This window comes from Actinoallomurus sp. NPDC052308, from assembly GCF_040679195.1.
GTDB lineage: Bacteria > Actinomycetota > Actinomycetes > Streptosporangiales > Streptosporangiaceae > Actinoallomurus > Actinoallomurus liliacearum.
The window spans coordinates 142,069-163,800 of record NZ_JBFAUM010000013.1 but is presented as its reverse complement, the minus strand read 5'-3'; the positions used below and the strand labels follow the sequence as shown (position 1 = coordinate 163,800).

At 71.3% G+C, this 21,732-nt stretch carries 22 protein-coding genes; 13 read left to right on the top strand and 9 right to left on the bottom strand.

Translation table 11 applies throughout. The features are described from left to right. Positions 1-7: 7 nt before the first annotated feature. Entirely contained in the window at positions 8-112 is a 105-nt protein-coding gene (locus AB0L00_RS27550) for a DUF397 domain-containing protein (RefSeq protein WP_364439942.1), read from the bottom strand. After that, a complete protein-coding gene (locus AB0L00_RS27545) occupies positions 112-924 on the bottom strand; it encodes a Scr1 family TA system antitoxin-like transcriptional regulator (protein WP_364439939.1) in 813 nt (270 codons plus the stop codon). The genes AB0L00_RS27550 and AB0L00_RS27545 overlap by 1 nt, the downstream gene beginning before the upstream one ends. 147 nt (positions 925-1,071) lie before the next feature. Between AB0L00_RS27545 and AB0L00_RS27540 the strand changes: the two genes are divergently transcribed. Then, complete coding sequence (locus AB0L00_RS27540) at positions 1,072-1,812, top strand: hypothetical protein (protein WP_364439936.1); 741 nt, start codon at positions 1,072-1,074, stop codon at positions 1,810-1,812. Between the two features lie 141 nt (positions 1,813-1,953). Here AB0L00_RS27540 and AB0L00_RS27535 read toward each other — a convergent pair whose 3' ends face one another. Continuing rightward, positions 1,954-3,099 (bottom strand): serine hydrolase domain-containing protein, encoded by a 1,146-nt coding sequence (locus tag AB0L00_RS27535; protein ID WP_364439933.1) that lies wholly within the window; start codon positions 3,097-3,099, stop codon positions 1,954-1,956. Positions 3,100-3,210: 111 nt separating this feature from the next. On the opposite strand from AB0L00_RS27535, the gene AB0L00_RS27530 reads away from it, so the two are divergent. The 3 genes from AB0L00_RS27530 (at position 3,211) to AB0L00_RS27520 (ending at position 5,579) form a co-directional block, all read left to right on the top strand. Next, positions 3,211-3,864 (top strand): TetR/AcrR family transcriptional regulator, encoded by a 654-nt coding sequence (locus AB0L00_RS27530; protein WP_364439930.1) that lies wholly within the window; start codon positions 3,211-3,213, stop codon positions 3,862-3,864. 95 nt (positions 3,865-3,959) lie between these two features. After that, positions 3,960-4,688: an SDR family NAD(P)-dependent oxidoreductase gene (locus AB0L00_RS27525; RefSeq protein ID WP_364439927.1), complete on the top strand. Its 729-nt coding sequence runs from the start codon at positions 3,960-3,962 to the stop codon at positions 4,686-4,688. An 81-nt stretch (positions 4,689-4,769) separates the two neighbouring features. After that, complete coding sequence (locus AB0L00_RS27520; protein WP_364439924.1) at positions 4,770-5,579, top strand: M15 family metallopeptidase; 810 nt, start codon at positions 4,770-4,772, stop codon at positions 5,577-5,579. Positions 5,580-5,589: 10 nt separating this feature from the next. Here AB0L00_RS27520 and AB0L00_RS27515 read toward each other — a convergent pair whose 3' ends face one another. Together AB0L00_RS27515 and AB0L00_RS27510 are read right to left on the bottom strand one after the other, a co-directional pair. Then, the gene (locus AB0L00_RS27515; protein ID WP_364440043.1) at positions 5,590-6,513 is read right to left on the bottom strand and encodes an MBL fold metallo-hydrolase; all 924 of its coding nucleotides are present in this window, start codon (positions 6,511-6,513) and stop codon (positions 5,590-5,592) included. 40 nt (positions 6,514-6,553) lie between these two features. Beyond that, entirely contained in the window at positions 6,554-7,798 is a 1,245-nt protein-coding gene (locus AB0L00_RS27510) for an MFS transporter (RefSeq protein ID WP_364439922.1), read from the bottom strand. A 23-nt stretch (positions 7,799-7,821) separates the two neighbouring features. Here AB0L00_RS27510 and AB0L00_RS27505 point away from each other — a divergent pair, with 23 nt between their 5' ends. After that, a complete protein-coding gene (locus AB0L00_RS27505; protein ID WP_364439919.1) occupies positions 7,822-8,493 on the top strand; it encodes a FadR/GntR family transcriptional regulator in 672 nt (223 codons plus the stop codon). A gap of 289 nt (positions 8,494-8,782) precedes the next feature. Here AB0L00_RS27505 and AB0L00_RS27500 read toward each other — a convergent pair whose 3' ends face one another. After that, complete coding sequence (locus tag AB0L00_RS27500; protein ID WP_364439917.1) at positions 8,783-9,508, bottom strand: SDR family oxidoreductase; 726 nt, start codon at positions 9,506-9,508, stop codon at positions 8,783-8,785. 239 nt (positions 9,509-9,747) lie between these two features. Between AB0L00_RS27500 and AB0L00_RS27495 the strand changes: the two genes are divergently transcribed. Next, complete coding sequence (locus AB0L00_RS27495; RefSeq protein ID WP_364439914.1) at positions 9,748-10,902, top strand: epoxide hydrolase family protein; 1,155 nt, start codon at positions 9,748-9,750, stop codon at positions 10,900-10,902. 12 nt (positions 10,903-10,914) lie between these two features. Here AB0L00_RS27495 and AB0L00_RS27490 read toward each other — a convergent pair whose 3' ends face one another. Continuing rightward, the gene (locus AB0L00_RS27490; protein WP_364439911.1) at positions 10,915-11,883 is read right to left on the bottom strand and encodes an ArsR family transcriptional regulator; all 969 of its coding nucleotides are present in this window, start codon (positions 11,881-11,883) and stop codon (positions 10,915-10,917) included. 59 nt (positions 11,884-11,942) lie between these two features. On the opposite strand from AB0L00_RS27490, the gene AB0L00_RS27485 reads away from it, so the two are divergent. From AB0L00_RS27485 to AB0L00_RS27475, 3 genes are all read left to right on the top strand, one after another. Beyond that, positions 11,943-13,166: an MFS transporter gene (locus AB0L00_RS27485; protein ID WP_364439909.1), complete on the top strand. Its 1,224-nt coding sequence runs from the start codon at positions 11,943-11,945 to the stop codon at positions 13,164-13,166. 64 nt (positions 13,167-13,230) lie between these two features. Further along, the gene (locus tag AB0L00_RS27480; RefSeq protein ID WP_364439906.1) at positions 13,231-14,181 is read left to right on the top strand and encodes an ATP-dependent DNA ligase; all 951 of its coding nucleotides are present in this window, start codon (positions 13,231-13,233) and stop codon (positions 14,179-14,181) included. A 116-nt stretch (positions 14,182-14,297) separates the two neighbouring features. Beyond that, a complete protein-coding gene (locus tag AB0L00_RS27475) occupies positions 14,298-14,987 on the top strand; it encodes a nucleoside triphosphate pyrophosphohydrolase (RefSeq protein ID WP_364439903.1) in 690 nt (229 codons plus the stop codon). Positions 14,988-15,016: 29 nt separating this feature from the next. Here AB0L00_RS27475 and AB0L00_RS27470 read toward each other — a convergent pair whose 3' ends face one another. After that, positions 15,017-15,511, bottom strand: coding sequence for an LURP-one-related family protein (locus AB0L00_RS27470; protein WP_364439900.1), 495 nt, complete (start codon positions 15,509-15,511; stop codon positions 15,017-15,019). A 103-nt stretch (positions 15,512-15,614) separates the two neighbouring features. Between AB0L00_RS27470 and AB0L00_RS27465 the strand changes: the two genes are divergently transcribed. The 4 genes from AB0L00_RS27465 to AB0L00_RS27450 all read left to right on the top strand — a co-directional run bounded on the left by AB0L00_RS27465 (position 15,615) and on the right by AB0L00_RS27450 (position 21,406). Next, entirely contained in the window at positions 15,615-16,376 is a 762-nt protein-coding gene (locus AB0L00_RS27465; protein ID WP_364439897.1) for a DUF429 domain-containing protein, read from the top strand. A 127-nt stretch (positions 16,377-16,503) separates the two neighbouring features. Continuing rightward, on the top strand, positions 16,504-17,499 hold the full coding sequence (locus tag AB0L00_RS27460) for an aldo/keto reductase (RefSeq protein ID WP_364439894.1): 996 nt from the start codon (positions 16,504-16,506) through the stop codon (positions 17,497-17,499). 197 nt (positions 17,500-17,696) lie between these two features. Further along, complete coding sequence (locus AB0L00_RS27455) at positions 17,697-19,430, top strand: ABC transporter ATP-binding protein (RefSeq protein ID WP_364439891.1); 1,734 nt, start codon at positions 17,697-17,699, stop codon at positions 19,428-19,430. Positions 19,431-19,507: 77 nt separating this feature from the next. After that, a complete protein-coding gene (locus tag AB0L00_RS27450; protein WP_364439888.1) occupies positions 19,508-21,406 on the top strand; it encodes an ABC transporter ATP-binding protein in 1,899 nt (632 codons plus the stop codon). Between the two features lie 87 nt (positions 21,407-21,493). Here AB0L00_RS27450 and AB0L00_RS27445 read toward each other — a convergent pair whose 3' ends face one another. After that, a complete protein-coding gene (locus AB0L00_RS27445) occupies positions 21,494-21,691 on the bottom strand; it encodes a hypothetical protein (RefSeq protein ID WP_364439885.1) in 198 nt (65 codons plus the stop codon). Positions 21,692-21,732: the final 41 nt, after the last annotated feature.

Sequence of the window (21,732 nt, the reverse complement as noted above, 5' to 3'; positions counted from 1 at the left end):
GTGCAGGTCAACCGGCGATTGTGACCAATGCGTCACGCTCAACAACGGCGACCTCGACGCACGCACCGCCCTGATTCGTACTCCGGCTGCTCTTACGCCATGGCGAACTCATCACATGACCTCCATGATCTGTTTGATCATGTCCCGCGACGCACTCTCGGGCAATGCCTGGGATCCGATCCGCTCGTAGCGCAGGTCGAATGACGTCACTTCATCGGCATTCGGGACGAGCCGCCCTCCCCCCGGCGCCTCGACGTAGGCCACCTCACCGAACGGATCGGCCAGCCTGAGAATCATGAACGCCCCGTCGAGGCCCGGATGGTGCCCGACGGTCTTCGGGACGACCCGTACACCGATGTTGGGGCGTTCGGACAGATCGAGGATGTGGGCGAGTTGCGCTCGCATGACGTCCCGCCCGCCGCAGGGCGACTCCAAGAGTGACTCCGACAGCAGGGCCCACAGAACGGGGGCGTCTTCCTTGTCGAGGACGGCCTGGCGAGCCAGCCGGTGTTCGAGTGCCGCGTCCACGTCCTTGACTCCACCAGACGCGAGACCGGCCCTCGCGTAGTCGGCCGTCTGGAAGAGCCCGGGAACCAGGCTGAGTTCCCAGATTCGGATCACCTTGGCGCGGGCTTCGAGGTCTAGATACTGCTTGAACCAGTCCGGATCATGGCCGAGTGTGGCATACCAGACGAGGAGGGAGAATATCCCGCCAGTCTGCCATTTACGGTCGATCGCCTTGGCCCTCGTTTCGTCGAGTCGCATATCGCCGGTTTCCAGCCGTGAAACTGTCGCCTTGGAACCGCCGAGCACCTCCCCCATCAGCTCGCCGGTGAGCTTGCGCTGCTGGCGGCAGAACCGCAGGTAGTAGGCGATGAGCGCCCACATCGACGACTTCGGGTCGGGGGATTCCCGAAAACTCATGGCCTTCCTCCGGCGTTTCGCTGACTTGCAGGACTTGTCGGCAACCGAGACGACTTTAGGTCGAGAAAGGCACGGTGTTAACAGGAACACAGAAATTAACGACCAGCGAGGGCGGTAAAAATGGCGCATACCATGCAACCCGGATATATGGCCGCCGCAGAAATCGCCGAGGGCGGTGCGGTCGCGTGGCGGCTACCACCGGACCCGCGCTGCGCCTCGGTCGGCCGGTCCCTGGTCCACGACACCCTCACGGCGCTCCGGCTACCCGGCGACCTGGTCGACGCCGCGGTGCTGACCGCCAGCGAACTGACCACGAACGCCCTCAAGCACGGCCTCCGCGCCGGCCCGTACGAGCCCATCGTCCCGGCCGAACTCTGGATCTGGAGCCGTACGACCCCACGCCCGGAACTCGTCGTCGCGGTCTTCGACGTATGCCGGACCGCCTGGCCCGCCACGAGGCCGGGCGACCTGCTCGCCGAGCACGGCAAGGGCCTCGACATCGTCGGTACGGTCACCGGAGCCTGGGGCGCGTACCTGTCACGGTCCCGGCTGGACGCGAGGCCGGGGAAGGCGGTGTGGAGCGCCTTCCCCCTCGCCGAGGCCCGGCGGTTCGCCGCTCGGCCCGTCGCCCCTTCCGCCGCCGCGCAGAGCCTCGCCGCGGCGCTGTCCGCGCGCGGGATCGAGCACGTCGCCCACCGTCACGAGGCACGCGTGTCCCTGATCGGCGTCTCATTGTCCAGGAGCTGCACCCTGAACGTGTGGGTGCGCGCCGAGGGCTTCGACTTCGCGGCGCCCGGCGGCGTCCGCGTCCATCGCCCCATCACCGACCTGCAGGATGTCACCGAGTACCTCGTACGGCGCGTCGAGGAGCACGCCGCGCCGCGATGACGGCGCCTCGGCGCACGAACCGGCGTGATGCCTCCCGGCGCCGAAACCCTCGCCGGGGCGGGGCCTTGGCCCGGGTCGGTGACGGGATGGTCGCCGTCCGCCGGTCAGGTGATGCGGGAGGCGCGGGGAACCCCGTGGTGGTCACTCCTCCGGCGGAACGTCTTCGGTGTTGCCGTACATCGCCACCTGGTAGAAAGCCGCAAGCGCATCGTCGATGGGGTGCGGCCGCGGCCGGCCCGAGGAGCCGAGTCTGTTCCACCTCTGGAGGTTCACCGCGAGGGACATCTGCCGCTCGCCGTCGGCACGGGTCATGGCCAGCGCGCCGGCACCCCAGACCGTGCCGCCGTGGCCCCAGAAGGTGCTCTGACCCGGGGCCTTCATCGGGTGCAGGCCGAGGCCGTAGTCGATGGTCTTTCCCTCTTGGGAGATGACCGGGACGGTGCGTTGCATCTGCGCCAGCGACGACGGGCTGACGATCTCGCCGGCGAGCAGCATGCCGAAGAAGCGGTTGAGGTCCGCGACGGTCGATATCAGCGAGGCCGCCGGCCCCACGAATGACATGTCGAAGACGCTGTAGTCGCGCGGCGGGTCGATCATGCCCAACCACGCCTCGTACATCCGCGAGTGCGGCCCGTTGACGTACGGCCCGACCGGGAGTTCGGTGTCTCGGAGCCCGGCACGCTCGATGACGTTCTGGGTGATGTACTCCTCGGCCGTGGTGCCGGTCACCTGTTCCAGGAGCTGGCCGAGGAGCAGGTAGTTGGTGTTGGAGTACACCCCTGGAGTGCCGCCCGGGGCGCCGACCGCCGGTGCGGCGACCCCCATCTCGATCAGTTCGGCGGGGTGAAACCGCGTGAACCGGTTGTCGTCCATGCTCTGGGGGCCGGTGTTCGCGAGGGCGGGGAACGCCTTGAACGAGGGGTAGGCATACGGGAGGTACTCGGCGAGCCCGCTGGTGTGGTTGATCAGCATTCGGATGGTGATCGCGTCACCGCGTTCGCCGGGGACCAGCCTCGGCAGGTAGCAGCCGATCGGCGTGTCGAGACCGATCTGGCCGCTCTCGACCTGCTGCAACACCGCGGCGGCGGTGAAGGTCTTGGTGATGCTGCCGACGCGGTGCCGCATGTCGGCGGTGACGGGACGACCGGTGGCGACATCGGCGACCCCGGCGGCGCCGCGCCAGACCTGGTCGCCGTCACGAACCTCGGCGAACAAGCCGGGCATCCCGGCGCGGTGGACATCTTCCAGGGCGGCGTTCAGCGCCGCGGAATCCAGCGGGTTCTCCACGACCCATGTCCTTTCGTGTTCCCTACGGTGAGCTTTGACGTCCTCATTATGCACGCGGCGCGTGCAACGGCAAGTGCATAGGTTATGCTGAGTCCGGGTGAGAGGAGCGAGATGACAGGTCGAAGGCGCTGGTCGACCGAGGAGATCCTGGATGCGGCGGCGGAGCTGCTGCGCACGAGCGACGCCGAGTCGTTCAGTGTGCGCAAGCTCGCCGCGGCGCTCGGGACCGACTCCTCCAGCCTCTACCGGCACTTCCGCACCAAGACCGAACTGCTGCGGGCGGTCGCCGACCGGATCCTGCTGGCCGCCATGGACGGCTACCACGCCGAGGGTGACTGGAAACAGCGCGTCACCGCCCTGGCCCTGCGCTTGAGAGAGGCCTTCGGCCGGCAGCCCCAGCTCGCCGTGATCTGGGGACGCTATGCCTCAGGCGGCGCCGGTTCCCGGCTGGTCATGGAAGAGCTCCTGCAGGCCCTGCGGGCCTCGGGCCTGCCGGACGAGGAGATCCCGGCGCGCTATCACCGGATCATGATCCTCATCGCCGCGCTGATCGCCTCCGAGGCCGGCATCAGCACCATCACCCCGAAGGAGTACGAACAGGGCATGGAGCTGTTCCGCGTCGCAGTCCTGGGCGCGGACCCCGAACGCTTCCCCGCCCTGACCCACTTCGCCCGCGACCTCCGCCCCCTCGGGGCGGACCGCCGCGCCGCGTTCGAAGAGCTCCTCGCCGCCCACCTCGCCCAGATCGAGGCCGCGATCCCCTGACGCGCGCAAGCGGCTGTGCCGATCCGAGGACGTCGACGGCCCGTGGCCGGTGAACGCCGGGGATCAGCCGGGTTCGCACGGGGAACGGATTGAGCATGCGGCTGAGTGGGGCGCGGGTGCTGATCACCGGGGCGTCCTCGGGGATCGGGGCGGCGACCGCGCGGGAGATGGCGCGGGCCGGGGCCCGGCTCGTCCTGGCGGGGCGGGACCGGCAGCGGCTCGACGCCGTGGCCGCCGAGACCGGCGGGCGGGTGATCGCAGGCGATCTGGCCTGGGACGTCGCCCGGCTGGCCTCGCGCGCCGGACCGGTCGACGTCCTGGTGAGCAACGCCGGGGCGGGCTGGGCGGGGCCGCTGACGCGTATGCCGGGCAAGGCCGTCGATCGGCTCGCCGCCGTCAACCTCACCGCGCCGATCCAGCTGACCCGGCTCCTGCTGCCCGGCATGGTCGAGCGGGGCGGCGGGCACGTGGTGTTCGTCTCCTCCATCGCGGGTGCCGTCGGTGTACGGGAGGAGGCCGTGTACTCGGCGACCAAGGCCGGGCTGATCGTGTTCGCGGAGGGGCTCCGTCACGAACTGCGCGACGTCGGGGTGTCGGTGGTGCTACCCGGCGTCGTCGACACGCCGTTCTTCGTCCGGCGCGGCCGGCCGTACGCCCGCCGGTGGCCCCGGCCGGTCCCGCCCGAGCGGGTCGCGCGGGCGGTGGTGGCCGCGGTCGAACGGGACCGCGCGGAGTGCTACGTGCCGTGCTGGCTCCGCCTGCCCTCCCGGCTCCGGGGCGTGGCGCCGGGCGTCTTCCGCTCGCTCAGCGGACGGTTCGGCTGAGCGGCCGATCGGGCTGAAGGTGCGCTCGGCCGAGCGGTGCGAGGGTTTCGCGCGGCACGCCCGACCTGATAGGCCAGAGGGATGCAGAAACCCGCCACCGTTCTCCGTCGCCTGACCGTCGCGCTCGCGGCGCTGCTGACCGTTACCGCCGTGTCACCGGCGGCGCACGCGCGTACGGAGCCGAAGGCTCCCCAGGAGTTCGTCGCGCTCAGCGACGTCGATCCGACGATCATCCAGGAGATGCGCTACCCGACGAAGCACAACTTCGTCGGCCGGCCCATCGACGGATACCGCCAGCCGATCTGCATCCTGACCAGGCCGGCCGCCCAGGCCCTGCACAAGGTGCAGGGGAAGCTGCTGCGCCGGGGCTACTCGCTGAAGGTGTACGACTGCTACCGCCCGCAGCGCGCGGTGAACGACTTCTTCAAGTGGGCCGAGGACCCCAAGGCCACCCAGATGAAGGCCGAGTTCTACCCGCGCGTGGACAAGTCGCGGCTGTTCGCGGACGGCTACATCGCCGAGAAGTCCGGGCACAGCCGGGGCAGCACGATGGACCTCACGGTCGTGAAGCTGCCCGCGCGGCCGACGCAGCCGTACCACCCCGGGCAGCGGCTCGTGCCCTGCTACGCGCCGCAGCCCGAGCGGTTCCCCGACAACTCGATCGACATGGGCACCGGGTTCGACTGCTTCGACACGCTCGCCCACACGCTCGACCCGCGCGTCCAGGGCACACAGCACGCGAACCGGCTGCTGCTGAAGAACGCCATGGAGGCCGCCGGATTCGTCAACCTGGCCGAGGAGTGGTGGCACTACACCTACCAGCCCGAGCCGTTCCCGAACACCTACTTCGACTTCCCGGTCTCCCGCGCCTCCCTGGCCGGACGGCGCTGAGCGGCGCCCGTCAGACGGCGCAGCGCAGCGGGCCGCCGTTGTAGGCGATGGCGTCGGTGAAGGCGGCGATCAGGTCGAGATCGCCGCCTTCGGCGTCCGCGTACGCGCGGTGCAGGTTGAGGACGACGCGCTCGCGGTCCGGCCATCCCGCGAACGGGCCGAGGTCGCACGTACGGGCGGCCTCCAGAGGAGTGAGTCCCTCCGCCCGGCCGCGCCGCGCGGTGTCGAGGATGAGGCGGTAGTACGCCTCGTGCGCCGCCAGGACGGGCGCGAGGTCACCGGTGATGAGCGCCCCGTGGCCGGGCACGACCGTACGGGCGCCGAAGCCGGCCAGCCACTCCAGCGAGCGCAGCGCCCCCTCGACGGACCCCATGAAGACCAGCGGCGTCACCTCGTGGAAGATCAGGTCGCCGGTGAACAGCACCTGCTCCTCCGGCAGCCACGCGACCACGTCCCCGGCCGTGTGGGCCCGGTGTCCCGGGTGCCGGAGCTCGATCCGCCGCTCGCCCGTGAAGAGCGTCAGCTCGTCGTCGAGGACGACGGTCGGCGGCCGGATGTCCGAGACGCCCCAGTCGGGGGACGGCGACCAGATCGGCGGCGTGCCCTTGAGGATGAAGTCCGCCAGCAGCCCCTCGCGCGTCGCCCGGTGCCCGACCACCACGGCGGAGTCGGGGAGCAGCGCGTTGCCGTACGTGTGGTCCCCGTGGAGGTGCGTGTTGACCGCCATCCGTACCGGGTCGCCGCCGGTCGCCGCGTCGACCGCGGCGAGGAACCGCCGGGTGCGCTCGGCGGTCGCGCAGGTGTCGACGAGGATCACCCCGTCGGCCCCCCGCACCGCCCCGGCGTTGTTGATCCACCAGGAGCCGTCCGGCTGCACCCAGGCGTGCACGCCCGGCGCCACCTCGGTCAGTCGCGGCTCGGCGCCGTGGGCCATCGTCGTCTCCCCGCTCCGCACCCGGCCGATCTTAGAGGTGTCAGCCGATCCGGCGGTCGCGGCCCGCGACGAGGCCGGCCACGAGTTGCAGCACCATGAGGACGGCCATGAGGGTCAGCGGCGTCCGCCAGCCGCCGCTGTGCTGGTAGAGCACCCCGACGAGGACCGGCACGGGGATCGAGATGAGGTAGCCCGTGCTCTGCGCGAAGGCGGACAGCCGGGCCACCGTGGCGCCGTCCTGCCCCCGCATTCCGATCATGGCCAGGGCCAGCGGGAAGGCGCAGTTGGAGAGTCCGAGCAGCATCGCCCACAGCCAGGGCGCGCCGGCCGGCGCGGCCCAGAGCCCGGCGAATCCGGCCAGACCGCACACGGCGAGGCCCGCCGCCAGGGCGCTCTGGTCGCGCAGGCGGCCCGCGAGGGCGGACAGCGGGTAGGACAGGGGCACGCTGAGCAGGGAGGTGCCCGCGAACAGCAGGCCCGCCGTCTCCGCCGACAACCCGGCGTCGCGGAACATCTGCGGCAGCCAGCCGATGATGACGTACGCGCCGCCGGCCTGCAGGCCGAAGAACACCGCGAGCGCCCAGGCGGTGGGGTTCCGGCTGATGCGCACGCCGGACCCGCCGTCCGACACGGCAGGCCCCGGCGCGCGGACGGCGGACGCGCTCCGGCGGCGGCCGAGAACCAGCCACGCCGGAACGGCGGCGACGGCGAGCACCGCCCAGGAGCCCAGACCGGCCTCCCAGCGCCCGCCGAACGCCCGGACCAGCGGAACGGTGCCGGCGGCGGCCGCGCAGGCGCCGACGTTGAGCGCCGTCGAGTAGACGCCGGTCATCGCGCCGACCCGGTCCGGGAAACGCTGCTTGACCACCACCGGCAGCAGCACGTTGGTCGCCGCGATGCCGGCCAGCGCGACGGCGCTCAGCGCGATGAACACGAGGGTGCCCGACGCGAAGGGCCGCGTGACCAGGCCCGCCGCGAGCGCCACGGCGCCGATGGCGATGACTCCGTCGGTCCCGTACCGGCGGGCGAACCGGGGCGCGGCGAACCCGACGAGCGCGAAGCACACCTCCGGCAGCGAGGTGAGCAGCCCGGCGACGGTGGCGCTCATCCCGAGTGTGGAGCGCACCTCTTCGAGCACCGGGCCCAGGCTCGTGACGGCGGGGCGGAGGTTGAGCGCGGCCAGGACCAGGGCCACGGCCGCCAGCCGTCGGCCGGCGACGGGGGACGCGGTGAGGTCCTGCGGCGGTTCCGCACAATGCGGACGAACCGCCTCATGATTCGACATAGCGCTAATCGTAGAATGATGGGATGAATATCGCACCGGTCCCCCGTCGGGCCGCCCTGTCGGACCAGGTGATCGCGCGGCTGCGGCAGCAGATCACCTCCGGCACCTGGCCGGTCGGATCCCGCATCCCGACCGAACCGGAGCTGGTCGAGCAGTTGGGCGTCGCCCGCAACACCGTCCGGGAGGCCGTACGGGCGCTGGCGCACAACGGGATGCTGGACATCCGCCAGGGCTCCGGGACCTACGTCGTGGCGACCAGCGAGCTGTCCGGCGTGATGCAGCGCCGCTTCGCCGAGGTCGGCCGGCGCGACGTCATCGAGGTGCGAGGCGCGCTGGAGGCCGCGGCGGCCGGGCTGGCCGCCGAGCGGCGCACGGACGAGGACCTGCGGCGGCTCGACACCCTCCTGGAACGCCGGGAGAAGGCCTGGACGTCCGGCGACCGGGACGCGTTCGTCGACGCGGACGCGGCGTTCCACCTGGCGGTCGTCGCCGCGTCCCACAACGAGGTGCTGGCCGAGCTGTACGCGGACCTCGGACAGGTGATCCGGGAGTCGCTGCGCGAGCACTTCGGCGCCGAGCTGTCCCCCGAGGGCTACATGGACCATTCCCGGCTGCTCGCGGCCATCCGGGCCGGGGACGCCGCCACGGCCGCCGCCGAGGCCGCCTCCCACACCGCCCGCCGCTCCGGCCCCTGACCCCGGCCCGCCCCCCCGGATCTCGCCTTCGCCATACCGCGCCGCTCCCGGCGACGCCCTCGCGCCGAAGCCTCGGAAAAGGACCGCCGCACCCGCCCGGGCCGACCGATTTTCGCCCCTTTGAGGGCTGACGCGCCCGGCATTGACCGAGCGATACGCACACCCGACCTCGGCTCCGGCCATCCACGGGCCGCAGCCGTCCGGGGGCGGCCGAAACCGACGCCCGGTCGCTGCGCCTGCCGGACCGGCCGTTCCGCGTGGTGTCCAGCCCGCCGTACGGCATCTCCGGTCAGGTCATGCCGCCGTCGACGGCGATGCTCTGGCCGGTGATCCACCGGGCCCCGTCGGAGGCGATGAAACCGACGACATCGGCGATGTCCTCGGGCCGACCGATCCGGCCCATCGGGATCCTCCGGACGAGCTCTCCCGTGGGAGGACCTACGGTCGCCCTCAGTCCGTCGGTCTCGGTCAACCCGGCCAGCACGCTGTTGACGGTGATACGCCGGGCGGCCACCTCGCGGGCGAACGTGCGCGCCAGTTGCTCTCCAGCCGCCTTACTGGCCGAGTACAGCGCGGGCGGGTTGCCCGTGCGAGTGATCGACGAGGAGACGAACACGATCCGACCGCCGTCACGGACTCGGGTCGCGGCCTCCCGGAACGCCACGAACGTCGCGCGGGCGTTGGCGCCGAACGTGCGCTCGTAGTCATCGTCGCTCGCCTCGGCGATGGTGCCGAAGGCGGCTCCGTAGGCGTTGTGCACGAAGACGTCGAGTGCCCCATAGCGCTGTTCGGCGGAGTCGAACAGTGTGCGCAACTGGGCGGGATCGGTCACGTCGGCCTGCACGATGGCGGCCTTCCCGCCGGACTTCTCGATGGTCGAGGCGACATCCTCGGCGGCGCCGAGATCGCTCTTGTAGTTGATGACCACCTGCATTCCGTCCGCGGCGAGTCGCGAGGCGATCGCCCGGCCTATTCCGCGTGAACTCCCGGTGACGATGGCGACCTTGGCGGCCATGGCATCCTCCCTAATACGAGAACCATATTATATGACTCAGATACAATATCAGCCGCAGCGTGCGGTACGCGATGTGGGTGGTGTTCGGGCCGCGGCGCTGTATAGTCCCGTGGCGGAACGAACGCGAGGAGGTGAGCCCGATGACGATGACCGGTCCTTTCCGGGCGCTCCTCGCCGTCGCGGCCGTCTGATCCGCGCCGAGGGGTGTCCGTCCGTACACACTCCTCAGTGAAGGAAACATGACAGTCACGCCTTTCCAGATCTCCGTTTCCGACGACGTCCTCGACGACCTGCGCGCGCGTCTCGCGCGTACGCGGTTCACGACGGCGTCCGACACCACCTCGTGGGCGGCCGGCACCGATCCCGGCTACCTGCGCGAGCTCGTCGCGTACTGGGCGAACGAGTTCGACTGGCGTGCGGCCGAGAAGGCGCTGAACGCCTTCCCGCACTACCTCGCCGAGGTGGCCGGCCGGCGGGTGCACTTCGTGCACGTGCGCGGCGTGCGCCCCGAAGGCGGGCCCGAGCCGCTCCCCCTCGTGCTGACGCACGGCTGGCCGAGCAGTTTCGTCGAGATGCTGGGCGTCGCCCGGCGCCTCGCCGACCCGGCCGCGTACGGCGGCGACCCCGCCGACGCCTTCGACGTGGTCATCCCCTCGCTGCCCGGGTTCCTGTTCTCCGAACTGCCGGACGGTCCCTTCACCCGCCAGGGCACCGCCCGGATCTGGCACTCGCTGATGACCGAGACCCTCGGCCACCGGCGGTTCGGGGCGTTCGGCGGGGACATCGGGGGCGGCGTCACCCAGTGGCTGGGCGCGCTGTTCCCGGAGAGCCTGGTCGGCGTCCACGTGACGTCGGCGGTGGTCACCGCCGACTTCGGCGACCGGCCGCCGACCGCCGAGGAGCAGGCGTTCCTCGACGACCTGCGCGCGTACGACGAGCAGGACGGCGGATACAGCGAGATCATGTGCACCCGGCCGGACACGGTCGCCGCCGGTCTCATGGACTCCCCCGCCGGGCTCGCCGCCTGGATCATCGACAAGTACCGGGACTGGAGCGACTGCGGGGGTGACCTCGAGACCCGTTGGGACAAGGACACCCTGTGCACGATCGCGACCCTCTACTGGGCGACCGGCACGATCGGGTCGTCGTTCCGGCAGTACTACGACTACCCGTCCAACCCGCCGGTCCCGCGGGTCACGGTTCCGGGAGCGGTGACCCTGAGCAACGAGCCCGCGTTCCGGACCCTGCCGAAGAGCCTCGCGGAGCGGCTGTACGCGGACCTGCGCCACTGGCACCGGCCCGAACGGGGCGGGCACTTCATGGCGCAGGAGGAGCCCGAGCAGGTCGTCGATGACCTGCGTGCCTTCTTCCGGCCGCTGCGGACCGAGGCCTGACGTCCGCCGCCGTCAGCGGGGCGCCTGGGCGCGGATCAGGACCTCGCCGGCGGCGGTGCGATCGTAGAGGACGGCTCGTCCGGCGCGTCGGCGCCGGACGAGCCGGGCGTCGAGCAGGATCCTCAGATGACGGCCGACCGAGCCGAGCCCCTGGCCGGTCAGGGCGACCAACTGCGTCGTGGTCTTGGGCGTGTCCAGGAGGACGAGGACGCGCGCCCGCGCAGGCCCCAGCAGGGCGCCCAGAGCATCGGGTACCGGGGCGGGGTCGGGTTCGGCGAGCACGCCGGAGCACGGGTACATCACGGCGTACCGGTCGGCCGCCCAGGAGACCCAGCCGACGCCGGGCGTCACCGGGACGAACAGCAGCCGCGCTCCGGAAAGGTCCCGGGGTGGGAAGTCGTACCGGTTGACCTGCAGACGGCCCTCCCCCAGCCAGCGCATGCCCGGACGCATCGCGTCGAACGCGGCGGCCCAGCCCGCCTGGCCGAGCTGCGCGGTCCGCGCGACGACGTCGGCCTCGATGACGCGCCGGCGTCGCGCCCAGTCCGGCCGGACCAGCTCCATCCACAACCACTCGAGCAGGTCGGCGAGGCGCTCGGCCAGATCCGGCCGACGCAGTCCTGCCGGGACGGGGCCCCGCAGCGCGACCTCGAGGTCCGCATGGACCTGGTCGGCGGGTGTCTCGCGAATCGGTGCCAGTTCGTCGTGGAAGGCCGGAGCCGCCGCGCCGGAGGCCGGGGGGACCACGAAGTCCGCGATCCAGCCCGGGCGCAGCGCGGACCACACGAGCAGCGCGGTGATCGGGTCGGCGGCCAGCCGCGCCCGGTAGGCGGGAAGGCAGGCGTCGAGCCACTGGCGCTCGCCGGGGTGCGCGGCCACGTCCTTGTGCAGCGCCAGGAGGCACGCGGTGGTCTCGGCCAGCGCCGAGATCACGAACCGGCTCTCCGCCAGCGTGTCCGTGCTGATCCGCCACCAGCTCATGTTTCGCCTCCCCGCGAAACATTACCGGCCTCGTTCCGCCGGGCGTGAGACTCCCGACCATGCCGACCACCTACCGCGGGCTCTTTCGCACGCCCGAGTTCACGCCGCTGTTCGCGACCGCGTCGACGCAGGTCGCGGCGTCGACCGTCAGCGGCCTGGCCCTGGGCACGCTCGTCTACACGGCCACGGGCTCGCCGCTGTTGTCCGCGCTCAGCATGTTCGGCCCTTCTCTGGCACAGGTGATCGGGGCGACGGCGCTGCTGTCGGCGGCCGACCGGCTGCCGCCCCGCGCCGCGACGACGGGCCTGGCGCTGGCCTTCGGGCTCGGCACCGCCGTGCTGGCCGTCCCGGGCCTGCCCCTGTGGGCCGTCTTCGTCGTGATCATGTTGCTGGGGCTGGTGGGTTCGGTGGCCGGCGGGGTGCGGTACGGGCTGCTCAGCGAGATCCTTCCCAGTGAGGACTACCTGCTCGGCCGTTCGGTGCTGAACATGTCCGTCGGCGCCATGCAGATCTGCGGGTTCGCCGTGGGAGGCGGGCTGGTGACGGCCCTGTCCCCGCGCGGCACGCTGCTGACCGGCGCGGCCCTCTACCTCGCCACGGCGGCCGTCGCGCGGTTCGGTCTCGGCGACCGCCCGCCGCGGACCGCGGGCCGGCCGTCGATCGCCGCGACCTGGCGGACGAACGCGCGGCTGTGGTCCTCACCGCCCCGCCGGTACGTCTACCTGGCCCTGTGGGTGCCGAACGGCCTGATCGTCGGCTGCGAGTCGCTGTTCGTCCCGTACGCGCCCCGGCACGCGGGACTGCTGTTCGCGTTCGCGGCCGGGGGGATGCTGCTCGGCGACACGCTGACCGGCCGGTTCGTCCCCGCAGGCTGGCGGCGGCGGCTCGACGCCCCGCTGCGCCTGCTGCTCGCCGCGCCGTACCTCGTCTTCGCCGCGCACCCCGGCCTGGGCCTCGCCGTGGCGGCGATCACGCTCGCCTCGATCGGGTACTCGGCCACGCTCCTGCTGCAGGACCGCCTGATGACCCTCACGCCGAAGGACGTGCACGGGCAGGCACTGGGCCTGCACTCCGCCGGCATGCTCACCATGCAGGGCGTCGGCGCCGCCCTCGCCGGCGCGGTCGCCCAGCGCGTCTCCCCCGCGACGGCCATGGCCGTGATGGCGGCGGGCTCAGTGGCGGTCACCGCCCTGCTGGCCCCCGGGCTGCGCGGCGAGCCGGAGCCCGTACCGGAGCCGTCATCGCCGGAGCCGGCGGCCATGACGTCCGGCGATCGACCGTGAAACCGCATGACGGCGCTTGGCGGGGGCATGGACGACTCCGACCGGTACGGCGGAGGATGGGGCGATGAGCGGTGACGGCGAGCAGCGGGACGGCGTGACCCTGACCAACCTGGACCAGCCCCTCTTCGAGGGGGCCGGGGCGACGAAGCGCGAACTGGTGGACTACCTCGACGCGGTCGCCGACCGGATCATCCCGAACCTGCGGGAGCGTCCGCTGTCGGTGATCCGGGCGCTGCGCGGCCAGGCGCCGTTCATGCAGAAGAACCTTCCGAAGTACGCCCCGTCGTGGATACCGGCCGTACGGGTGTGGGCGGAGGCGTCCCACCGCCAGGTGACGTACGCGGTCTGCGAGGACCGGCGGACGCTGCTGTGGTTCGCCAACCAGCGCGCCGTCGAGTACCACCCCGCGCTCCTGCGCGGCGAGCAGGTCACCCACCTGGTGCTGGACATCGATCCGCCGGACGCGGGCGCGTTCGGCCTCGCCGTCCGCGCGGCCCGCCTCGTCCGCGAGGTCCTGACGGACGCCGGCCTCACCGGCGTGGTCAAGACGAGCGGCGCGAAGGGCGTCCACGTGTTCGTCCCGGTCGAGGGGCGGTTGACCGCGGAGGAGGCCGCCGCGGCGACCCGGGCGATCGGGGCGCGCGCCGAACGCCTGGACCCGGCGCTCGCCACCACGGCGTTCATCCGTGAGGACCGGGGCGGCAAGGTGTTCATCGACTCGACCCGGGCGGGCGGGGCGACGGTCGTGGCCGTCTACAGCCCGCGCGTACGGCCCGGGGTGCCCGTCTCGTTCCCCGTCGCGTGGGACGACCTGGACGAGGTGACGCCGGCGGACTTCACGATGCGGACCGCGCGCCGCCTGCTCGCCGAGGGCGACCCCTGGTCCGCGTGGATGCCCGGTCCGCAGCCGCTCGATCCGGGACTGGTCGCCGAGGGCCGTACGATCCCGGTCGCCCGGGTGCAGGCGATGCACGAGGGCAAGCGCCGCGCCCGCGCCCGCCGCGCCGGCTCCTGACACCGGAGAACGGCGCGCCCCGCCCCGCGAAGGTGACGGGGCGCGGTTGAAGGCGTTCGCCCGGTTCAGCGGACTGCGACCCGCGCGCGCCGGCGACGGGGCGTCAGACTGGGCGCATGAGCGATGCCGACGAGCCGTACGGTGATCCGTCCGCCGGGGACTCCGACATTCCGCGTTCTCTCGACCGCGTCCTGGCGGACGTCGCCGCCGAGCGCGCGGCGCAGGACGTGATGTGGGGTGTGCAGGACCTGCCGGACGGCACCGGGACCGAGCACGCCGCCGCGGCCGACGCCGCCAAGCGCGACTGCCGGGTGGCGTGGGCCGGGGCCCGGCTTACCTGGCGGCACATCCTCGCCGAGGAGTTCTGCGAGGCGCTGGCCGAGACCGATCCGCGGGCGCTGCGGACCGAGCTGATCCAGACCGCCGCCGTCGCGGTGAAGTGGGTGCAGGCGCTCGACCGGCGCGACGGGAATCTGACCCATCGGGGCCGGACCGGCCCCGGCCGCCTGGAGAAGCTCGTACGGGACCGCGTGCCCGACCTCATCCGCGCCGATGGCCGCGACCCCGACGTACGGACCGCCGGGGACGGCGAGTACCTCATGCTGCTGCGCGGGAAGCTGTACGAGGAGGTCGGCGAGTTCGCCGCGTCCGGTGACGTGGCGGAGCTCGCCGACGTCCTCGAGGTGGTCTACGCCCTCGCCGCCGCGCGCGGCGTCGACGCCGAAGAGCTGGACCGGATGCGCGCCGCCAAGGCCGCCCGCAACGGGGCGTTCACCCGCCGCCGGGTCCTCCGCCGCCCGGACTGATCACGGCACCCGCCCCGGCGTCCCCCTTCTCAGTCGTCGTCCCGGTGCCGCGAGTCCTCGGCGAGCTCGTCGACCGCGACGGCCACGGCCAGCACGAGCGGGACGTCGGGGTGGTAGACCTCGATGCCGTACGTGTCGCGGATCCGGAACCACTTGCGGGACGTCTCCGCGACGACGCCCTGGTCGCCCTCGATCCGGTAGTTCTTCTCGATGAGGTCGCCGGTCGCGGTCCACTCCTGCCCGTCGGCCAGCTCGATCTCCATCTTGTGCCGGAGCGGGCTGAACAGCTTCTTGTGCACCTTGGCGACGGTGCCGCCCTCGGCCTCGATGAGCATGGTGTCGCGGATGCTGACCATCTTCTTCCGGATGACGGCGAAGATCTCCCCGCCCGGTCCCTTCAGCTCGAACGTCTGGCGCAGTCGCAGCGCCTTGCCGTCGACGAGAAATACGCGCTGCCCCGCTTCATCCTCGATCCAGAAATCGTCGCCGATGCTGAACATCCGCTCGCGCATCACGAACTTCACGCCGCCTCCTCGGTCCGTCGTCGCGGGGAGGATCCCCGGCTTCACCATCCATCATTCCTCTAAAAAAGAGCGACTTTTCCGGCGGTGCGCCTATCGTGAGGTCGTGCTCACGGTCGGACTGGATCTCGCCGCGGAGGCCGGGAACACCGCGCTCGCCCGGCTGGAGTGGCACCGCGGCGGCTGCTCCGTTCGCGGGATCCAGCAGGCGTGCGAGGACGAGATGATCGTCGACGCGCTGCTGACGGCGGACAAGGCCGGGATCGACTGCCCGCTCGGCTGGCCGGTCCCCTTCGTCGAGTTCGTCGCCGCCCACCGGTCCGGGAACGTCGCCGTGCCGGTCGGTACCCGCGGCCGGGACTGGCGCCGGAACCTCGCGCTCCGGCTGACCGACCGGGTCGTCCACGAGCGGACCGGGCTGACCCCGCTGAGCGTCTCCGCGGACCGGATCGGCCACGCCGCGATGCGCTGCGCCGCGCTCCTGTCCCGCCTCGCGCGGGAGGGCCGCCCGGTGGACCGGTGCGGCACGGGCGTGGTCGTCGAGGTCTACCCGGCCGCCTCCCTGCGGCTCTGGGGCCTGCCGTACCGCGGATACAAGCGGGCGCACGACGTCGCGGCGCTCGGGCGGCTGGTCGACGGCCTCCTGACGGCCGCGCCCTGGCTCGACCTCGGAGCATGCGAGTCACTGTGCCGCCGCTCGCACGACGCGACGGACGCGGTCGTCGCGGCCCTCACCGCCCGCGCCGCCTCCCGCTGCCTCGCCACCTCCCCGGAATCGCATGAGCTCGAAACGGCGAGGTCGGAAGGATGGATCGCCCTCCCCACCGGCCCCCTCGACGACCTCCGGCCACCGGTTGTCAGAAAGTGAAGGTATCCGGATCGGCTGCGGACCACCCGTTGTCTCGGACGACGGTCACCAACGGTGAATCGTACGCCGCGAGGGAGGACACAATCGCACTTGCCCTGAAGTGCGCTCTAGGTGCTTGGGTGCAGACATGGACTACGTACAGCTGGGACGGACCGGGCTCAAGGTCAGTCGGCTGGTGCTCGGCACCATGAACTTCGGCCCGCAGACCGACGAGCCCCACAGTCACGAGATCATGGACGCCGCGCTCGACGCAGGGATCAACTTCTTCGACACGGCGAACGTCTACGGTGGGGCCCCGCACAGGGGCCGTACCGAGGAGATCGTCGGCACCTGGTTCGCCAAGGGCGGCGGCCGGCGGGACAAGACGGTCCTGGCCACCAAGGTGTACGGGAACATGAGCACGGACGGCGGCGTCTGGCCGAACCACGACAAGCTGTCCGCGGTGAACATCCGCCGTGCCGTCGACGCCTCCCTGCGCCGGCTCGGCACGGACCACATCGACGTCTACCAGTTCCACCACATCGACCGCGCGACGCCGTGGGAGGAGATCTGGCAGGCGATGGACGTCCTCGTCCAGCAGGGCAAGATCCTATACGTCGGGTCGTCCAACTTCCCCGGCTGGGGCATCGCCCGCGCGAACGAGCAGGCCGCCCGGCGCGGCTCCCTCGGCCTCGTCAGCGAGCAGTGCCTGTACAACCTGATCGAGCGGCGGGCCGAGATGGAGGTCATCCCGGCCGCCGAGGCGTACGGGCTGGGCGTGATCCCCTGGTCGCCGCTGCAGAGCGGGCTGCTCGGCGGGGCGATCCGCAAGGAACGCGAGGGCGGTGGCGCCCGCTCGACGTCCGGACGCGAGGCCGAGACGCTGGCCGACCCGGCCCGGCGCGAGCGGATCCAGGCGTACGAGGACCTGTGCGAGCAGCACGGTTTCGAACCCGGTGACGTGGGCCTGGCCTGGCTGCTGACCCGGCCGGGCGTGACCGGGCCGATCGTGGGACCGCGCACGCGGGAGCATCTCGACTCGGCCCTGCGGGCGCTCACCCTGGAGCTGTCCGATGAGTTCCTGAAGGCGCTCGACGAGATCTTCCCCGGGCCCGGCCCGGCTCCCGAGGCGTTCGCCTGGTGAGGACGCGCGGGGCCCGACGGTGACTCTCCCGCCGTGGACGGAACGTCCCCGTCCACGGCGGGAGGCCCGGTCCGGAGTGGGCTGGCCCTGACGTCGCGTCATGGAGGTATTTTTCCGGTTGCACGTGCTCGGAGTGGTTTGCCACCGTAGAGCCGCTGCGCCTCCTCGTCGCCGTCCCCCCGCAGAGAGAGTTCCGTGTGCTGATCCGACTTCTGCGCGCCCATCTGCGCCCGTATCGCTGGCCGCTCGCCCTCGTGGTGGCGTTCCAGCTGGTGCAGACGCTGGCCACGCTCTATCTGCCGACCCTCAACGCCGACATCATCGACCAGGGGGTGGTGAAGGGCGACACGGGTTACATCATGCGCACCGGTGGTGTCATGCTCGCCGTGTCCGTCGTCCAGATCGTCTGCTCCATCTGCGCGGTCTACTTCGGCGCTCGTACCGCGATGGCCCTCGGCCGCGACATCCGGGCCGCCATCTTCGCCCGGGTCCAGTCCTTCTCGGCCCGCGAGGTGGGCCGGTTCGGCACGCCGTCGCTGATCACTCGGACCACGAACGACGTGCAGCAGGTCCAGATGCTGGCCCTGATGACGTTCACCATGATGATCGCGGCGCCGATCATGGGCGTCGGCGGCATCGTGCTGGCGCTGAACCAGAACGTCACGCTGTCGTCGCTGCTGGTGGTCATCGTGCCCGTGCTCGGCACGGTGATCATGTTGATCATCAGGCGGATGCGGTCGCTGTTCCGGTTGATGCAGGACCGCATCGACACCATCAACCGGGTGCTCCGCGAGCAGATCACCGGCGTGCGGGTCATCCGGGCCTTCGTCCGCGACCTCCCCGAGCAGCGACGCTTCGCCACGGCCAACACCGAACTGCTCGACGTGTCGCTGGGCACCGGCCGGCTGATGGCGCTGATGTTCCCGATCGTGATGTTCGTGATGAACGTCTCCAGCGTCGCCGTCCTGTGGTTCGGCGGCCACCTGATCAACAGCAACTCGATGCAGGTCGGCGCGCTGACCGCGTTCCTCACCTACCTGATGCAGATCCTCATGGCGGTCATGATGGCGACCTTCATGTTCATGATGGTGCCGCGCGCGGAGGTGTGCGCCGAGCGCATCCACGAGGTCCTGGAGACCGACTCCAGCGTGGTCCCGCCGGCGGACGCGGTGCGAACGCTCAGCGTGCACGGCCACCTGGAACTGCGGGACGTGGAGTTCCGCTACCCGGGCGCGGAGGAGCCCGTCCTGTCCGGCGTCGACCTGACCGCCCGGCCCGGTGAGGTCACGGCGATCATCGGCTCGACCGGCAGCGGCAAGAGCACGCTGCTCAACCTGATCCCCCGGCTCATGGACGCGACCGGCGGCGCCGTGCTCGTCGACGGCGTCGACGTGCGCGAGCTCGATCCCGTGACGCTGTCGGACGCGGTCGCGTTCGTCCCCCAGCGGCCGTACCTCTTCTCCGGGACGGTCGCTTCCAACCTGCGGTACGGCAAGCCGGACGCCACCGACGAGGATCTCTGGCACGCCCTGGAGATCGCCCAGGCCAAGGACTTCGTGGAGCGCATGGAGGACCGCCTCGACGCCAAGATCGACCAGGGCGGCACCAACGTCTCCGGCGGCCAGCGCCAGCGGCTCGCCATCGCCCGCGCGCTCGTCCGCCGGCCCGAGATCTACCTGTTCGACGACTCGTTCTCGGCGCTGGACTACGCGACCGACGCGGCCCTGCGGGCGGCGCTGACCGCCGAGACCGCCGAGGCGACCGTGGTCATCGTGGCGCAGCGGGTCTCCACCATCCGGCACGCCGACCGCATCATCGTCCTCGACGAGGGCCGCGTCGTCGGCACCGGCACCCATCACGAGCTGATGGCCACCAACGACACCTACCGGGAGATCGTGCTCTCCCAGCTCACCGAGCAGGAGGCGGCGTGACATCCCCTTCAGGAGAACGCGCGGTACCGAGCCGAGGGCCCGGGCCGGGCGGGCCGGCCCACGGACCGGCCCGGTTCATGGCCGGGCGGTCGACCGAGAAGTCACTGGACTTCGGCGGGTCGAGCCGGCGGCTGCTGCGGATGCTGCGGCCGGAGCGGCCGCTCATCGTCGTGACCCTGCTGCTCGCCGTCGCGAGCGTCGCGACGACCGTGGTCGGCCCGCGGATCCTCGGCCACGCCACCGACCTGATCTTCGCCGGGGTCACCGGCCGCCGGTTCCCCGCCGGCACGAGCAAGGCCGAGGTGGTCGCCGGCCTGCGGAGCAGCGGCCACGGAACCCTCGCGGACATGCTGAACTCGATCGACTTCGTGCCCGGCCACGGCATCGACTTCGGCAAGGTCGGGATGGTGCTGCTGATCGCCCTGGCGCTGTTCGCGGTGGCCGCGGTCCTCGGCCTGGTGCAGGGACGCCTCACGACGACGATCGTGCAGCGGGCGATGTTCCGGCTGCGCGAGCAGGCGGAGCTGAAGCTGGCCCGGCTGCCGCTGAGCTACTTCGACCGCCAGCCGCACGGTGAGGTGCTCAGCCGGGTCACCAACGACATCGACAACCTCGCCCAGACGCTGCAGCAGACGCTCAGCCAGATGCTGACCTCGCTGCTCACCATCGTCGGCGTGCTGACCATGATGATCGTCATCTCGCCGCTGCTGGCGCTGATCGCGCTGGTGACCGTGCCGGTCTCGGTGCTGGTCGCGGCCAGGGTCGGCAAGAAGGCACAGCCTCAGTTCATCAAGCAGTGGGCCACCACGGGCCGGCTTAACGGCCACATCGAGGAGATGTACACCGGGCACTCCCTGGTCAAGGTCTTCGGCCGGCAGGAGGAGTCCCTGGAGACCTTCCGGGAGCACAACGACACGCTGTACACGTCGAGTTTCAAGGCGCAGTTCATCTCCGGCATGATCCAGCCGGCGATGATGTTCATCGGCAACCTGAACTACGTCCTCGTCGCGGTCGTCGGCGGCCTGCGGGTGGCCTCGGGCTCGCTGTCCCTGGGCGACGTGCAGGCGTTCGTGCAGTACTCCCGGCAGTTCACCCAGCCCATCACGCAGGTGGCCAGCATGGCGAACCTGCTGCAGTCGGGCGTCGCCTCCGCCGAGCGCGTGTTCGCGCTGCTCGACGCGGATGAGCAGGACCCGGACCCGCAGACGCCGGTCCGGCCCGAGGGCGTACGCGGGCGGGTGGTGTTCGAGAACGTGTCCTTCCGCTACAACCCGGACGCGCCGCTGATCGAGGACCTGTCCCTGTCCGTCGAGCCGGGCCAGACGGTCGCCATCGTCGGCCCGACGGGGGCCGGCAAGACCACCCTGGTCAACCTGCTGATGCGGTTCTACGAGGTCACGGGCGGCCGGATCACGCTCGACGGCGTGGACGTCGCCGAGATGACCCGCGAGGACCTGCGGTCCAAGACCGGCATGGTGCTGCAGGACGCCTGGCTGTTCGGCGGCACCATCGCCGAGAACATCGCGTACGGGGCGGCCGACGCGACCCAGGAGCGGATCGTGGAGGCGGCGCGCGCCACCCACGTCGACCGGTTCGTGCGCACGCTGCCCGACGGGTACGACACGGTCCTCGACGATGAGGGCTCCAACGTCAGCGCCGGTGAGAAACAGCTGATCACGATCGCCCGGGCGTTCCTCGCCAGGCCCACGATCCTCATCCTGGACGAGGCGACCAGCTCGGTCGACACCCGCACCGAGGTCCTGATCCAGCGCGCGATGAACTCCCTGCGCAAGGGACGGACCAGCTTCGTGATCGCGCACCGGCTGTCCACGATCCGCGACGCGGACCTGATCCTCGTCATGGAGTCCGGCAGCATCGTCGAGCAGGGCACCCACGACGAGCTCCTGAAGGCCGACGGCGCCTACGCCCGTCTCTACCAGGCGCAGTTCGCCCAGGCCGTCGCCGAGGTCGACTGAATAACACACTGCGGCCCTCCCCCGTTGAGAGGGAGGGCCGCCGCTGAGGGAGGGACCGGCCCTAAGCCGGTCCCTCCTTACCGCCGCTTACTCGGACCCCTTCCTGGTGTTGGTCACGGTGTGGGTCCCCTTGAACCGGTCCTGGTCGTCGTACTCCGGAGTGGCCCACGTGGCGCCGCCCCTCGCTGACAGTTCCTCCCGCACCCGCTGGACCTCACCTGTGGGGATGCCTGTGCGCTTGCTCTCGTGGTTGCCGTCCGAGTCGCCGGACTCGTGCACTCGCATGTGTTCTCTCCTTCGGATACAACGCCGCGATTTACCACGAC

Bases quoted from the DNA above. Each gene is read 5' to 3' on its own strand.
- AB0L00_RS27525 (WP_364439927.1), top strand. From the start codon at position 3,960: ATGCGGCTGAGTGGGGCGCGGGTGCTGATCACCGGGGCGTCCTCGGGG.
- AB0L00_RS27495 (WP_364439914.1), top strand. From the start codon at position 9,748: ATGACAGTCACGCCTTTCCAGATCTCCGTTTCCGACGACGTCCTCGAC.
- AB0L00_RS27480 (WP_364439906.1), top strand. From the start codon at position 13,231: ATGAGCGGTGACGGCGAGCAGCGGGACGGCGTGACCCTGACCAACCTG.
- AB0L00_RS27545 (WP_364439939.1), bottom strand. From the start codon at position 924: ATGAGTTTTCGGGAATCCCCCGACCCGAAGTCGTCGATGTGGGCGCTC.
- AB0L00_RS27550 (WP_364439942.1), bottom strand. From the start codon at position 112: ATGAGTTCGCCATGGCGTAAGAGCAGCCGGAGTACGAATCAGGGCGGT.
- AB0L00_RS27520 (WP_364439924.1), top strand. From the start codon at position 4,770: ATGCAGAAACCCGCCACCGTTCTCCGTCGCCTGACCGTCGCGCTCGCG.
- AB0L00_RS27530 (WP_364439930.1), top strand. From the start codon at position 3,211: ATGACAGGTCGAAGGCGCTGGTCGACCGAGGAGATCCTGGATGCGGCG.
- AB0L00_RS27505 (WP_364439919.1), top strand. From the start codon at position 7,822: ATGAATATCGCACCGGTCCCCCGTCGGGCCGCCCTGTCGGACCAGGTG.
- AB0L00_RS27475 (WP_364439903.1), top strand. From the start codon at position 14,298: ATGAGCGATGCCGACGAGCCGTACGGTGATCCGTCCGCCGGGGACTCC.
- AB0L00_RS27485 (WP_364439909.1), top strand. From the start codon at position 11,943: ATGCCGACCACCTACCGCGGGCTCTTTCGCACGCCCGAGTTCACGCCG.
- AB0L00_RS27460 (WP_364439894.1), top strand. From the start codon at position 16,504: ATGGACTACGTACAGCTGGGACGGACCGGGCTCAAGGTCAGTCGGCTG.
- AB0L00_RS27490 (WP_364439911.1), bottom strand. From the start codon at position 11,883: ATGAGCTGGTGGCGGATCAGCACGGACACGCTGGCGGAGAGCCGGTTC.
- AB0L00_RS27450 (WP_364439888.1), top strand. From the start codon at position 19,508: ATGGCCGGGCGGTCGACCGAGAAGTCACTGGACTTCGGCGGGTCGAGC.
- AB0L00_RS27500 (WP_364439917.1), bottom strand. From the start codon at position 9,508: ATGGCCGCCAAGGTCGCCATCGTCACCGGGAGTTCACGCGGAATAGGC.
- AB0L00_RS27515 (WP_364440043.1), bottom strand. From the start codon at position 6,513: ATGGCCCACGGCGCCGAGCCGCGACTGACCGAGGTGGCGCCGGGCGTG.
- AB0L00_RS27510 (WP_364439922.1), bottom strand. From the start codon at position 7,798: ATGTCGAATCATGAGGCGGTTCGTCCGCATTGTGCGGAACCGCCGCAG.
- AB0L00_RS27540 (WP_364439936.1), top strand. From the start codon at position 1,072: ATGGCCGCCGCAGAAATCGCCGAGGGCGGTGCGGTCGCGTGGCGGCTA.
- AB0L00_RS27445 (WP_364439885.1), bottom strand. From the start codon at position 21,691: ATGCGAGTGCACGAGTCCGGCGACTCGGACGGCAACCACGAGAGCAAG.